Source organism: Mesorhizobium sp. M0830, from assembly GCF_040319965.1.
Classification (GTDB): Bacteria; Pseudomonadota; Alphaproteobacteria; order Rhizobiales; family Rhizobiaceae; genus Mesorhizobium.
In genome coordinates this window covers 156,304-170,225 of the sequence record NZ_JAMYOR010000001.1, presented here as the reverse complement: position 1 = coordinate 170,225, position 13,922 = coordinate 156,304, and the positions used below count along the sequence as shown (strand labels likewise).

The 13,922-nt window shown below is 62.0% G+C and carries 14 protein-coding genes and 1 tRNA gene; 11 read left to right on the top strand and 4 right to left on the bottom strand.

What is annotated here, in order from left to right; genetic code table 11:
* The first annotated feature begins 105 nt into the window (after positions 1 to 105).
* The 10 genes from NKI20_RS00705 (at position 106) to NKI20_RS00660 (ending at position 6,722) form a co-directional block, all read left to right on the top strand.
* Positions 106 to 648, top strand: coding sequence for a ubiquinol-cytochrome C chaperone family protein (locus NKI20_RS00705; RefSeq protein ID WP_352827411.1), 543 nt, complete (start codon positions 106 to 108; stop codon positions 646 to 648).
* Between the two features lie 3 nt (positions 649 to 651).
* On the top strand, positions 652 to 1,200 hold the full coding sequence (locus NKI20_RS00700; protein WP_352605248.1) for a YceD family protein: 549 nt from the start codon (positions 652 to 654) through the stop codon (positions 1,198 to 1,200).
* Between the two features lie 113 nt (positions 1,201 to 1,313).
* Positions 1,314 to 2,384: a phosphate acyltransferase PlsX gene (plsX, locus tag NKI20_RS00695; protein ID WP_023759887.1), complete on the top strand. Its 1,071-nt coding sequence runs from the start codon at positions 1,314 to 1,316 to the stop codon at positions 2,382 to 2,384.
* Between the two features lie 9 nt (positions 2,385 to 2,393).
* Entirely contained in the window at positions 2,394 to 3,365 is a 972-nt protein-coding gene (locus tag NKI20_RS00690; protein ID WP_023759886.1) for a beta-ketoacyl-ACP synthase III, read from the top strand.
* 103 nt (positions 3,366 to 3,468) lie between these two features.
* Complete coding sequence (locus NKI20_RS00685; RefSeq protein ID WP_023759885.1) at positions 3,469 to 3,792, top strand: integration host factor subunit alpha; 324 nt, start codon at positions 3,469 to 3,471, stop codon at positions 3,790 to 3,792.
* A gap of 125 nt (positions 3,793 to 3,917) precedes the next feature.
* The gene (locus tag NKI20_RS00680; RefSeq protein ID WP_023759884.1) at positions 3,918 to 4,457 is read left to right on the top strand and encodes a MerR family transcriptional regulator; all 540 of its coding nucleotides are present in this window, start codon (positions 3,918 to 3,920) and stop codon (positions 4,455 to 4,457) included.
* 178 nt (positions 4,458 to 4,635) lie between these two features.
* Positions 4,636 to 4,938, top strand: coding sequence for a hypothetical protein (locus tag NKI20_RS00675; protein ID WP_023759883.1), 303 nt, complete (start codon positions 4,636 to 4,638; stop codon positions 4,936 to 4,938).
* Positions 4,939 to 5,606: 668 nt separating this feature from the next.
* On the top strand, positions 5,607 to 5,891 hold the full coding sequence (locus NKI20_RS00670; protein ID WP_023759881.1) for a helix-turn-helix domain-containing protein: 285 nt from the start codon (positions 5,607 to 5,609) through the stop codon (positions 5,889 to 5,891).
* Between the two features lie 183 nt (positions 5,892 to 6,074).
* Complete coding sequence (locus NKI20_RS00665; RefSeq protein WP_352605249.1) at positions 6,075 to 6,536, top strand: YbaK/EbsC family protein; 462 nt, start codon at positions 6,075 to 6,077, stop codon at positions 6,534 to 6,536.
* A 109-nt stretch (positions 6,537 to 6,645) separates the two neighbouring features.
* A tRNA-Pro gene (locus NKI20_RS00660) sits at positions 6,646 to 6,722 on the top strand.
* Positions 6,723 to 6,800: 78 nt separating this feature from the next.
* Here the strand turns inward: NKI20_RS00660 and NKI20_RS00655 are convergent.
* From NKI20_RS00655 to NKI20_RS00640, 4 genes are all read right to left on the bottom strand, one after another.
* Positions 6,801 to 8,051 carry an O-antigen ligase family protein gene (locus NKI20_RS00655; protein ID WP_352827407.1) on the bottom strand — a complete coding sequence of 417 codons (1,251 nt, stop codon included), beginning with the start codon at positions 8,049 to 8,051 and terminating at the stop codon, positions 6,801 to 6,803.
* Complete coding sequence (locus tag NKI20_RS00650) at positions 8,048 to 9,583, bottom strand: undecaprenyl-phosphate glucose phosphotransferase (RefSeq protein WP_352605253.1); 1,536 nt, start codon at positions 9,581 to 9,583, stop codon at positions 8,048 to 8,050. Before NKI20_RS00650 ends, NKI20_RS00655 begins: the two co-directional genes overlap by 4 nt.
* A gap of 81 nt (positions 9,584 to 9,664) precedes the next feature.
* The gene (locus tag NKI20_RS00645) at positions 9,665 to 10,795 is read right to left on the bottom strand and encodes a glycosyltransferase family 4 protein (protein WP_352827405.1); all 1,131 of its coding nucleotides are present in this window, start codon (positions 10,793 to 10,795) and stop codon (positions 9,665 to 9,667) included.
* 8 nt (positions 10,796 to 10,803) lie between these two features.
* Complete coding sequence (locus NKI20_RS00640; protein ID WP_352605257.1) at positions 10,804 to 11,367, bottom strand: polysaccharide biosynthesis/export family protein; 564 nt, start codon at positions 11,365 to 11,367, stop codon at positions 10,804 to 10,806.
* Positions 11,368 to 11,625: 258 nt separating this feature from the next.
* On the opposite strand from NKI20_RS00640, the gene NKI20_RS00635 reads away from it, so the two are divergent.
* Positions 11,626 to 13,890, top strand: coding sequence for a GumC family protein (locus NKI20_RS00635; protein ID WP_352827403.1), 2,265 nt, complete (start codon positions 11,626 to 11,628; stop codon positions 13,888 to 13,890).
* Positions 13,891 to 13,922: the final 32 nt, after the last annotated feature.

Genomic DNA, 13,922 nt, shown 5'->3' with positions numbered 1-13,922 from the left:
CATTAGCTGGCCGCAACTTGCGCTGGGCCGCGAAACCGGTAAACCAGCTTGCTTGCCGATGCAACAAGGCCACTTCAACAAACGGTCCCCAGGAGACCATCCCCAATGTTCCAGCGCCTTTTTGGCCGCGAACGCCACGCCAACCGCGCTATCACCGAGGCGCTTTACGCACAAATCGTGGCGGCCGCGCGGCAGACCGTGTTTTATTCCCATTGGAATGTGCCGGACACGCCGCTTGGCCGTTTCGAGATGCTGTCGCTGCACATGTTCCTGTTCCAGCACCGGTTGCGCGGCGAGGGTGGCGTGGCGCAAGAGGCTGCCCAGGTGCTGATCGACGAGTTCTTCCTCGACGTGGATCATTCGCTGCGGGAATTGGGCGTTGGCGATGTCGGTGTACCCAAGCGCATGAAAAAGTTGGCAAGGATGTTTTATGGCCGAACCGCCGCATATGACGATGCGCTGGAAAGAAATGACCGCAACGGGCTCACCGCAGCCCTTGCCCGCAATGTCCGGCCCGACTCCGGCGCCTGGCCGGAAGCATCGCTCCTTGCCAACTACGTCACCGATGCTCGCGATCAACTGGCCGCGCAGTCATCCGAATCGATTGTCGCCGGCACGCTGGCGTTTCCCGTCGCCAAGGGAGATTGAACAATGAAGCACGTTGACCTGCAAAGCCCGGTATCCTTCCGCGCAAACGTCACTCGCCTGCCGCAGAAGGGTCTGCCGGTGGTTATCGAGGCCGATGCCGCACAGCGTGCAGCGCTGGCCGAGGAGCACGGGCTGATTTCGGTCGAATCCTATCGCGCCGAGCTTCTGGTGGCGTCATGGAAGCGCAATGGCGTGAAGGTCAGCGGTCGCGTCGAAGCCGACATCACCCAGGCCTGTATCGTCACGCTCGAGCCCGTCGAGGCGCATATCGACGAACCGGTCGAAGCGCTGTTGCTGCCTGAGGACTCCAAGCTTGGACGGCAGGGTTTCGAGGGTGGCGGCGAGATCCTGCTCGACGCCGAAGGCCCTGACAGTCCCGAAACGTTTTCCGGTGACACGATCGATGTCGGGGCACTTGCCGAACAGTACTTCGGACTGGCCATCGACCCTTATCCGCGCAAGCAGGGTGCCTCGCTGGCGGCCGGCAGCGAGACCGAACCGGCGGAGAATGAATTTCAGCAAAAACTGCGATCCTTGCTGGGAAAATCCTGAAAACCTCGCCCGTGACGGAAAAGCCGGTTGTGCGGCAGCCCAAAACCGTTATTTTCGCCGAACCTTCGGGGTCGCTGAAGCGACCTGCCGCCTAACCGTGAGATAAATACCGCGTGATCAGGATTTCCATCGATGCCATGGGCGGCGATCACGGACCAGCCGTGGTCATTCCGGCGCTCATGACCGTCGCGACCCGCCGTCCCGACATCCGCTTCGTCATCTTCGGGCGTGAGGAGGTCGTGCGCCCGGAACTCGCCAAATTTCCGAAGCTCGCAGCGGTCACCGAGTTCTTCCATTGCGAGGTAGCGGTCAGGATGGACGACAAGCCGAGCCAGGCGCTGCGCCAGGGCCGCTGGAAGTCGTCGATGTGGAAGGCGGTGGAAGCGGTCAAGGCCGGCACGGCGGACGCCTGCATTTCCGCCGGCAACACCGGCGCGCTGATGGCGATGTCGAAATTCTGCCTGCGCACCATGGCCACCATCGATCGCCCGGCGATCGCGGCCCTGTGGCCGACATTGCGGGGCGAAAGCGTGGTGTTGGACGTTGGCGCCACCATCGGCGCCGATGCGCACCAGCTGATCGACTTTGCCATTCTGGGCACCGGCATGGCGCGCTCGGTCTTCGGCGTCGCCAGGCCGACCGTTGGCCTGCTCAATGTGGGGGTTGAGGAGATCAAGGGCCAGGAAGAGGTCAAGGAGGCCGGGCGCATGCTGCGCGAAGCCAACATGGCCTCGATGAACTATCATGGTTTCGTCGAGGGCGACGACATCGGCAAGGGCGTGGTCGACGTTGTCGTCACCGAAGGCTTTGCCGGCAACATCGCGCTGAAAACGGCGGAAGGCACGGTGCGCCAGATCAGTGGTTATCTGCGCGCGGCGATGAGCCGGACGCTGATGGCCAGGATCGGCTACATTTTCGCCAAGGGCGCTTTCGATCGCCTGCGCGAAAAGATGGATGTCGGCCGCTCCAACGGCGGCGTCTTCCTTGGACTGAACGGCATCGTGGTGAAAAGCCACGGCGGTGCCGATTCGGACGGCTTCGCCGCGGCGATCGAGCTTGGCTATGATATGGTGCGCAACAATCTGCTCGACCGCATCGAGGCCGACCTCCACCTGTTCCATGCGCGCAACCCGCATGCCCAGGCAAACAGGAAATCCGACGTCGTTACCGACGCAAAGGAATAGGAAAGAACTTTGATCAGATCAGTCGTGCGCGGCACGGGCGCCGCGCTGCCCCGCAGAATCATGAAGAATGCCGATTTCGAAGGCATGGTCGAAACATCCGACGAGTGGATCGCGCAGCGCACCGGCATTCGCCAGCGCCATATCGCTGGGGATGACGAGACCACGGCTTCGCTCGGTGAGGCGGCGGCGCGCGCAGCACTTGCCAATGCGGGTCTAACGCCTGCCGACATCGATCTGGTCGTGCTGGCGACCTCGACGCCCAACAACACCTTCCCGGCCACCGCTGTCGATATCCAGAACCGGCTCGGCATGCATCACGGCTTTGCCTTCGATCTGCAGGCGGTCTGCTCGGGCTTTGTCTATGCCGTGGCCACCGCCGATCTCTACATCCGCGGCGGCCTCGCCAAGCGCGTCCTGGTCATCGGCTCGGAAACGTTCTCGCGCATCCTCGACTGGAGCGACCGCTCGACCTGCGTGCTGTTCGGCGACGGCGCCGGTGCCGTGGTCGTGGAAGCCGGCGAGGGGACTGGCGCAATCGCCGACCGTGGCGTGCTGGCGGCCAGCCTGCGCTCGGACGGTACTCACAAGGACAAGCTTTTCGTCGACGGCGGGCCGTCGACCACGGGCACCGTCGGCCACCTCCGAATGGAGGGCCGCGAAGTCTTCAAGCATGCGGTGGGCATGATTACCGACGTCATCGAAGCGACGTTCGCGCAAGCCGGCATCACCGCCGATGACCTCGATTGGTTCGTGCCGCACCAGGCCAATAAACGAATTATTGACGCTTCCGCCAAGAAGCTCGGGATAGCCGAGCAAAAGGTGGTGGTCACGGTCGATTTGCACGGTAACACCTCGGCTGCTTCCGTGCCCCTGGCGCTTTCGGTGGCCGTCGCGGACGGCCGCATCAAGAAGGGCGATCTGGTGCTTCTGGAGGCCATGGGTGGCGGCTTCACCTGGGGTGCGGTCCTGGTTCGCTGGTAAGTGCCAAACGGTCCGGTTTCGGTCCTTGACCTTGCCGGATCAATTACTTAGGCTCTATCGTTGTTGTGCCGAATTTTATGTTTTGAGCTGATGGGACGGTCGGATGGGGGGAAAGACACTTACGCGCGCCGACCTTGCCGAGGCGGTTTACCGGAAGGTCGGCCTGTCGCGCACTGAATCGGCCGAACTCGTCGAAGCGGTGCTGGACGAAATCTGCGAGGCGATCGTCCGTGGCGAGACGGTGAAGCTGTCGTCCTTCGCGACGTTCCACGTTCGCTCCAAGAACGAGCGCATCGGCCGCAATCCGAAGACCGGCGAAGAAGTGCCGATCCTGCCGCGCCGGGTGATGACCTTCAAGTCGTCGAACGTCCTGAAGAACCGTATCTTGCGCTCCCACCAAAGCGGCAAGGCCAAAAGCGGCAAGTAGACCATCGCGCGGTTGAAAACCGCCGCCGCCATGACGCCGGGCTTGAATATTGCTTCATAAACCGCTGAAATGAGACCCGATTCGGCAGGACAAGCCGGATCATCGTCCAGCGTGAGGATTCGCCCATGGACAAGAGCCCCGACGCCTTTCGTACCATCAGCGAGGTCGCTGAGGATCTCGATTTGCCGCAGCATGTGCTGCGCTTCTGGGAAACGCGTTTCACCCAGATCAAGCCGATGAAGCGCGGCGGCGGTCGTCGTTACTATCGGCCGCAGGATGTCGAACTGATCAAGGGCATCCGCCACATGCTCTACGACCAGGGCTATACCATCAAGGGCGTGCAGAAGCTGTTGCGCGAGAACGGCAACCATTTCCTGGTCGCCATCGGCAGTGGCGACATGGCGGCCGTCGAGGCGATCTCGCAGCGAAAGCAGGCCGATCAAGTGCCGTTGACTCCCGCGGCCCAGCCGCGCGGCATGGACGACGAACTGGTTGGCCAGCCGCGCGTCAAACCCAGCCGCCGCTTTTTCGGCCTTGGCAAGAGCGACGAGGACGGTCCGGTGCAGCCGGACGCGTCGAAACTCTCGCGCGACAATCGCGCGCTGCTGCAGGAAGCGCTGTTCGACCTTCTGGAATGCAAGCGCCTGCTTGACCAGGTGCGCTAAAGCAGTTCCAGGAGAAGTGTGAAACGGTTTTCCCGGGAAAAGCGCATAGCGCTTTCCCTTGGAAATTGCGTAAAAACAAAGAGATAGAGCTGCCCGAAGCGATATCGATATTTCGAAAACCGGAACCCGTCTTCCGATGAGGCGTTACGCTTCCTTCTAAACGTGAAGGAAACACATCATGGCATCATCTTCGACCCTCTCTGGCATGGATATCGACAGACAGGTCGCGGCTCTGACCAAGGAATTGGCCAGCCTGAGAAAGGCAGTGGCCAAGCGAGGCGGTGCCTACTACGAGGACGGTCGCGATGCCGCGCTCGACACCTATTCCGATCTTGCCGAACGTCTGCGCGATGCCATGCCGGCAATCCGCAAACGGGGCAGAGTGATAGAGAAGTCGGCCCGCGATCATCCGGCGGTAGCCGCTGCGGTCGGCCTTGTGGTGGTTGGCCTCGTCGCCAGCCTGCTGTTCAGCCGGCGCTGAGGAGTAGGCCCGGTCATTCGGATGCTGAAGATCCCCGACGCTGTCGTTCGACGAAATCGACGCGCCCGCATCGTGTCGCGCCGCAGTGCCAAGAGGAGACCAGCCTTGAACAAGTAGCCAAGGCCGGTCTTCTGGTTGGCATGCTTAGTAGGCCTTCCTCATCATCTTCTTCATGTGGTGGTGATGAACGTGATGGCGGCGATGCATCCCATGGTGGCAAACAGGGTGGTGGTGGTGACGATGATGGTGATGGCGATGATGTCTTGCCATCGGGGCCGCATCCGCGCTCGTTGCGCCGATCACCGGCACCGTGAAAGCAAGTGCAACTGCAAGCCCGAGGGCAGAGAGAAGGGACTTCTTCATGGATCGTTTCCTTTTTAGCAGGTCATCGGGTCGGTGATCCGATCGCTGCGAATGGGATTACGCCCCTGAATTTTTTCGTCAGTATCTCCCGATTGTAGAATCTTGTTTCCGGACTGTTTCTGCGCAATCCAGGGCCGCCGCCGTCATCATCGCCAGGGCCGAAACGCCGCGCCTCGCAGGCGGCTGGTTCACGATCCCGTGACGGTCCGTTTGGCTCTTGGCAAATCGCTGGCGAGCGGGCATCTTCCCGGTCGTCTCAGGCAACACTCCTCATTTGATCAAACCTTTCAGTCATGGAGTTGCCAATGCCCCATAATGCAAAAAGCGAAGCCCGCCCCGAATCGGCAATCAACGGGAGCGGGCCTGATTACAGCACCCTCAGAGCGATGCGGGAGGCCCGCGGCTACAGCGTGGAAAAGCTTTCCCTGACGTGCGGTCTGGCGGTCGACGAGATTGAGGATATCGAGAGCGGCAAGGTGACCGATCCGTTGAAGCTGCGTCGTATTGTGTCCGCGCTTCGACTTCCCCAGGAGGCCCTGATCACGCCGGCCGTGCCAACGCCGGCCGCGCAAGGTCGATCCCTGTCATAATCTGCACCAGGTGTTCCAAGGAACCCGCCAAGGCCTCCTTGGCGGGTTCTTTGTACCTGCCGCTGCGTTCGCTTCAGTCTGGGGCTTGCCGATTTGTGTGTCGCGCGTGTTCATACGCGCGGCGGCCAAAATCCGCTGGAAGTCACTCTGCCGTTCATCAACTTTTGAATCATGGATTTGACGATGAGCCTGGAATCCGTTCGTGCCTTCTTCGCCACCCGCGCACCCGACATCGATGTCATCGTCACGGAAGCGAGTTCGGCGACGGTGACCTTGGCGGCGGAGGCGCATGGCGTGCTGCCGGCGCAGATCGCCAAGACGATCTGCCTGCGCGTCGGTGATCGCACCATGCTGGTGGTGACCAGCGGTATCGCCAGGCTGGACAACCGCAAGTTCAAGGACCAGTTCGGCGGCAAGCCGCGCATGCTCGACGCCGCTGAGGTTGTCGAAGCGACGAGCCATCCAGTCGGCGGTGTCTGCCCGTTCGGCCTGCCGGCGCCACTGCCGACTTTCTGTGATGTATCGCTGCGCGATTTCGACGAGGTCGTGCCGGCCGCAGGCGCCACCAATGCCGCGGTGCGGATCGCGCCACAGCGTATGATCGATCTTACCGGTGCTGAGTGGGTCGATGTCTGCCAAGGGTAGGTCAGGCCCGGTATTGCAGGGCTCGCCGGCAGCCGCGATCGTACCGGCATGATAGGCGCCGAATTTCGGTTGACCCGACCGGGGTTATCACGATACATCGCGACCGGTCCGGAGTGTAGCGCAGCCCGGTAGCGCACTTGACTGGGGGTCAAGGGGTCGTCGGTTCGAATCCGGCCACTCCGACCATTTTGAAGCAGGACTTCCCCCGAGTCCGCATTGGCTGGAATCCGGCCAGATCAGCCAAAGTTCCAATCGGTTAGGCCTTTAGCTTCTTGCTTGAACCCGGGCAGGCCGCAACAGCCGCTGATGGCGGTATTCCAGCGCGATGGCGCCCCAGATCAGGCCGAGCAGCAGGTAGACGTGGCGCCAGTGGTCGATGTCGATGAAGGTGCCGAGCCCGATATTGCCGATGAAGGCGACATAGGCGCACAGGAGATAGGGCTGCCACGGCCGGTCGCGCAGCAGGATTCGGAAGCCGGCTGATATCGTCCATAAGACGAGCGCGAGGAACGACACGAAGCCGAGCCAGCCATAGTCCATCAGCATCTTCAGCCAGATGTCGTGGGTGTCCTCGCCAAAAATCTTGCCGAAGACCAGCGGGCCGATGCCGAACGGATGCTCCATCGCCATCTGGAAGCCGATCCCGTAGCGGGCGAAGCGGCCGAGGCGAGCGGTGTCGTAGCTCTGCTCGAGATGGGCGCGGTTGGAGAACATTTCCGAGACGCCGGGCAGCTGTAGGATGACGATCATGGCGACGACCAGCAGTGCCAGCGCGGCGATCGTCATCACCACCACGCGCAGCCGGAACATGCCGCTGGCGCTCTGCAGGAAGAGGCAGCCGGTGAGCAGGACAGCCGAGACGGCGAACATGCCCCAGGCGCCGCGCGAGAAGGAAAAGAAGATGCCCGCCGTGATGATCAGCAGCGGCACTGCCAACAGCGGCATACGTGTGACCGGTCCGGTCAATAGCAGATAGAGCAGATAGATGCCGGGCAGCACCAGGAATGGTCCGAACACGTTCGGATCCTGGAAAGCGCCGGCGGCGCGGTCGTATTTGGTGAACATCTCCGCGCCCGGAAAGGCGTGGAAATAGCCGGAAATGCCAAGCAGCGAGGTTATCACCGCCGACACGACATAGGCGACGAAGATCAGCCGGTAGAGGCTAGGTTGCACCGCCGTCACCGAGGCGAAAAACACGGCGGTGAAGGCAAGAAACAACGAGACGGCGAGATAGAGCGGCGTGGTGGCGAGATCCGACATCTGCGTCATCGCCATCATGCCGCCGATGTTCATCGTCACCAGCAGCACCAGGAGCGGCATTGCCGCACGCGACACCCTGAGGCCGAACAGGGCCCAGATGGCGATCAACCCCGCCATGTAGAGCTCGTAGGGCGCCGGTTCGCTGATGACGAAGCCGGACAGGAATATGCCGAGGAAGACCGCGCATGAGGAGACCAGTGCGATCAGCTTGGCGTTGACCGCCGCGCGCGGCAAATCATGGCTGATCGCGCTCAATAGGCGTTTTCCGTGTTGAGCAGCCGCACCGGCGTCAGGAACAGGATGCGCAAGTCGAACAGCAGCGACCAGTTCTCGATGTAATAGAGGTCGTACTCCGTCCGCATGCGGATCTTCTCGTTGGTGTCCATCTCGCCGCGCCAGCCATTGATCTGCGCCCAGCCGGTGACACCGGGCTTGACCTTATGGCGCGCGAAATAGCCGTCGACCACTTCGTTGTAGAGCAGGTTGTGCGACTGCGCCGCGATGGCATGCGGGCGCGGACCGACAAGCGACAGCGAACCCAAGAGCGAGTTGAAGAACTGCGGCAACTCGTCGATCGAGGTCTTGCGGATGAAGCGGCCGACGCGGGTGACGCGCGGGTCGTTCTTGGTCACCGTCTGCTTGGCGGTCGGGTCGGCCTTGTCCGTATACATCGAACGGAACTTGTAGACCTCGATGATCTCGTTGTTGAAACCGTGCCGCTTCTGGTGGAACAGCACCGGCCCCTTGCTGTCCAGCTTGATGGCGATGGCGGTCGCCAGCATCACCGGCGAGAACACGACGATGCCGATGAGACTGAAGACGATATCGAAGGCGCGCTTGGCGACTGAATCCCAATCGTTGATAGGCTTGTCGAAAATATCGAGCATCGGCACCGAGCCGATGTAGGAATAGGCGCGCGGGCGAAATTGCAGCGCGTTGGAATGCGCCGACAGCCGGATGTCGACCGGTAGCACCCATAGTTTCTTCAGCAGCTGCAACACGCGCGATTCCGCGGTCAGCGGCAGCGACACGATCAGCATGTCGATGCGGGCGATGCGGGCGAATTCGATCAGTTCCGAGATGGTGCCGAGCTTCGGATAGCCGGCGACGATGGGCGGCGAGCGCTTGTCGCCGCGATCGTCGAAGATGCCGCAGATGCGGATGTCGTTGTAGGGCTGCTTTTCGACCGAGCGGATCAGGATTTCCGCCGCCTTGCCGCCGCCGACGATAACGGCGCGCCGCTCCATGCGACCATCGCGCGCCCAGCGCCGGATCAACTTCGACATCACCAGCCTGAGGCCGAAGATGAGGACGAAGCCGATGACGAACCAGCTGCCGAACAAAAGGCGCGAATAGTCTTGCGCCATCTTCATGGCGAACGCGGTCAACGCCATCAGCGCGAAGGCACCAGCCCAGGCCAGCAGGATGCGGCTGAAATTAGCGATCGGCCGCATCAGCGAAACAACCTGGTAGCAGTCGGTAACGTCGAGCAGAACCACGGCCAGGAAAGACGCGGCGGCGATCGTCAGCGGATACTGCCAGGCGAGATAGTTGAAGAACCCGACAAAATGGAAATAGACGGCGAGCCCAGACAGCAGCAGCAAGCCGAATTCGACCATGCGCAGGACGCCGCTGACCATGATCGGCGACATCGTATCGCGCCTGTACTGCGTAGCGACCTGGCGGGCGACATCGTTCATGCCGATGGGAGTATCGCCATCGGCCGGGCCGTCGAATTTACGCACCGCCTCTGCTGAAAAGCGGCGCGCGGGGTCGATCTCGTTCATGGGGCTTTCCGCAAGCTTCCCGACGGTGAATAGCAAAAGAGAGCTAAGAAACCCTTGAAACAACCTGTGGTTTTGAAACGGCTATCTGTCGAGCGCTGCGAAGTAGGCCTTTTCGATGTCGGCGGCCATCACATCGGCGCCGAACCGCGCCTTGAGGTTCGCGCCATCGGGCATCAGGTTGATATAGGCAGCAGGGTCGGCCAGCGCTTGGCCTATCTTGTCGGCAAGCTCGACCGGGTCGGGCCGGATCAGCGCAGGGGAACTCGTGCCGAAGATCTCCGGAATGCCGCCGACTGCGGTGGCGACCATCGGCTTTCCCGCGGCAAGCGTTTCCAGCACGATATAGGGCATGGCTTCGGCGCGTGAGGGAACGATGACGAGCGCCGCCAGTGCAAAGGCGTCCCTGGCCGGCATCGGCGGCAGGAAGCGGACATGACGCTCAAGCCCCAGGCGTTTTACTTGCACGTGGTAGCGCGGCAGGTCGTCGCCGTGTCCGACCATGACCGCGGTCAGCGCGCGGCCGAACTGGGGGCCGGCCAGCGCCAAAGCATCGATAAAGATATCCGGCCCCTTCAGGTCGCGCATCATGCCGATATAGAGCAGATCGGCAGCGTCGGGCTCGGTGATCGCCGGCTCGAATTCGGTGGCGCGCAGACCGTTGTAGACAAGGGTGTTGGGAATGGGCGGTTCGCCGACCTTATGGCGATAGGTTCGCCTCTCATAGTCGGAGACAAACAGCAGGCAGTCGGTGAAGCGGGCCATGAAGCGCTCGAGCGCGAAGAACAGCTTTCCGGTGGTCGTGTTCTCGTCATAGTGGAGAGAGCCGCCATGCGGCGAATAGAGGCGGGCTACGCGAGACCTTGATACCCGCAACAATGAGCCGAACAGACGGGCATAGGCGCCACCCTTGGCGCCGTGCCCGTGCAAAACGTCCGGCCGCAATTCCTTGATGATCCTGTAAGTGCGCCAGGCCGAGGCAAGGTCGCCCGGGCCGACATGGCGCTGCATCGGCGTGCGATGGATGCCGAGCGCCAGCATGTCCTTCATCTGCTCGAACAGATGTTCCTCGAACTCGCCGCCCGTCGTCGAATCGCAAACGATGCCGACGGAATGCCCGGCAGCGACCTGCGCCTCGGTCAGGTCGCGCACATGGCGGAAAATTCCCCCGACGGGTGAGCGAAAGCAATGGACGATCCTGAGGGTGTCCGCCACGTGGTTCGTCAGAACAGGCGTTCGCGGACGTAGACGGTATCGCCGGGCAGCAGCGGGTCGGAGGTGACCACGCGGCCGGTCATCACCTTGCCGTTGATGTCGCGAGTGATGTCGACGCTTTCCTGGTTGGCGCGCGGCGTGAAGCCGCCGGCAATGGCGATTGCCTTCTGCACAGTTAGGCCGGGGACATAGGAATATTGGCCGCCGGCACCCACTTCGCCCATGACGAAGATCGGCCGGTAGCGATCGATCTCGACCGAAACGTCGGGATCGCGCAGATAGCCTTGCCGCAATTTGTCGGCGATTTGCTTTTCCATCTGCTGCGCGGTGTGGCCACGTGCCGGTATGGCGCCGACAAGCGGGAAGGAGAGGTACCCGGATTGGTCGACGCTGTACGTGTTGGTCAGCCCGTCCTGCTCGAACACTGTGACGCGGACGCGGTCGCCGGCGCCAAGACGATAGGGCTGATCAAGCACCTCGTGGAAGGCTGCCGGCGTCGGCCGATAGCTGGAACAGCCAGCAAGCATCGACACGGCAAGCAGAGCGCGAAACAGGGGAGCAGTGCTTTTCATGACCGGACAGGTACCTTCGACTTGCCGCTGCGGCGTCGCAGCAAACATCAGGGATCGGGTTCGTTATCATCCTGTTAGGGTTAATGACCGGTAAAGGGAGGGGCTGACGCATGGCGCATCGGCAAGAGTTTTTGCGTTTTTTTGCAGGTTTGTTTTTCACTCGCCAGTAAACCCTAACGGAAACTTACCGTGTTCTTAACGGCTGAGTTACCATAGTTGTTTACGGTGCATCCTGACCCAGTATCGGAGTAGGGATGCATGTCCGTTCAGTCCGCGGCCGCAGATGTCGATGTCGATCTCAGGCAGCTCTTCGCCAGCCTGGCGAGGAACTGGTTGCGCATAGTCGTCGTCGTGCTGTCGGTGACAGGGCTGGCATTCGCTTTCGCTTCGTTGGCAACCCGCCACTACAAGGCCGAGACGCAGGTGGAGATCGCACCACGCGAATCTGTCTACACGCGGCCGGCCAGCAACAACAATGACACCGACAAGCCAATTCTCGACGAACAGGGCGTCGCCACCCAGGTCCAGATAATTTCCTCCAACGAAATCCTCAAGCAGGTCGCACAAAAGCTTGGTCTGGAAAAATTGCCCGAGTTCGACGACGCGCTCGACATGTCGCCGTTGAGCCGCGCCCTGGTCCTCGTCGGCTTGAAAAGCGATCCGATGGAGATTCCGGCGGAAGAACGCGTCCTCAAGAAAATGCACGAGAAGCTCAACGTCTATGGTGTCGAGAAGACCCGCATCATTGCCATTGAGTTCTCGTCGGAAGATCCCAAGCTCGCGGCCGCCATACCGGACGCCATTGCTGCCGCCTATATAGCGGGGCAAGGGGCGGCAAAGCTCGAATCCAACAACGCCGCTGCTGACTTTCTGGCACCGGAGATCGCCGACCTGTCGAAGCAGGTCAAGGATGCCGAGGCCAAGGTCGCCGCCTATCGCTCACAGTCCGATCTTCTGATGGGTGGCAACAATTCGGTGCTGGCCACCCAGCAGCTTTCGGAACTGTCGAGCGAACTGTCGAAAGTGCGCGCCAACCGCGCCGCTTCCGAAGCGACCGCTGACGGTGTGCGCAGGGCGCTGCAGACTGGCGGTTCGCTGGATGCCGTGCCGGAGGTTTTGTCATCGGACCTGATCCAGCGCTTGCGCGAGCGACAGGTCGAATTGCGCTCCAACATCGCCGATCTGTCGACCACGTTGCTTGGCAATCATCCACGTATTCGCGCGCTGAAATCGCAACTGGCCGATCTCGACGCGCAGATCCGCAGCGAGGCCCAGAAGATCATGAAAGGCCTGTTGATGCAGGCCGAGACGGCAAAGGCCCGCGAGAACCAGCTTGTCGCCGACGTCAACACGTTGAAGGCGGCTTCGGCGCAAGCCGGCGAACAGCAGGTCGATCTCGACGCGCTGCAGCGCGACGCTACCGCCAAACGGCAGCAGCTTGAGCTGTATCTGGCCAACTACCGCGAAGCGGCCTCGCGCCAGGATCGCAACTATCTGCCGGTCGACGCCCGGATCGCCTCGAAGGCTTCGGTTCCCTCCGAGGCCTATTTCCCGAAGGTCGGACCTATCGTTGGCGCCGCTTTCGCCGCATCGCTGCTGATCATGGCCATCGTGACGCTTCTGCGGGAGTTGTTTTCCGGGCGTGCGATGCGTCCGGCGACCGGTTCCCGCTTCGAACGGATCGATGAGGTCGCGATGCCCCATATGGCGTCTGACATGGTCGCAATGCCGGTTGTCCGCCAGGAACCCGCCGTCCTCCGGGATCCCGTCCTTCGCCCGGAGATGGGGAACCGCCCGGCTGCGGCGGAGGCCAAGCCCTACGCAACGATGCCCGCCATGGCCGAATCGCCTGATATGGTCGCAATGGCCGAGGCAGCGGCAGCCAAGCAGACGGCTGTCGAGCCCGAACCGGTGCGTTCGACGCTGGGTGAGATCGACGTTGAGAAGGCTGCCGAAAAGCTGATCGCCAGCGGTGCCGCGCGCGCCATCTTCGTCTCGCCGGAGGGCGACGAGGCCGCCGCGTCCGCGGTCCTGGTAGCACGCGAGGTCGCCGACGCCGGCCTGCGCGTCCTGTTGCTGGATCTCACCGCGTCGGGGGCCGCCTCACGGCCGATGCTGAACAGTGGACTTTTCCCCGGCATCACGAACCTGCTCGCTTCGGAGGCGCAGTTCAGCGACGTCATCCACGCCGATCTCTACTCGGACTGTCACGTCATTCCCGTCGGCACCGCCGATCCGGTCCGCGCCATGCGCGCCGCCGACCGGTTGCCGATCATCATGCAGTCGCTGACAACGGCTTATGATCTGGTCGTGGTCGAATGCGGACCAGCCGACGCGCAAGGCATCAGCCGTCTGACCGGCGATGCCACCGAGGTCTTTCTCTCCATGCTGGAGTCGGACGACGACGTAACACAGGCCGCGGTCAAGCTTATCGAAAGCGGCTATCCCGACCTGACGCTGGTGACGCCGCTCGGCCACGAGCCGCCCGGCAATCCGGTGCCGGGACGGCGCACTGCCGCCTGAAGGAGTTCCTTCGCAAAGGCCGATCAGAGGTC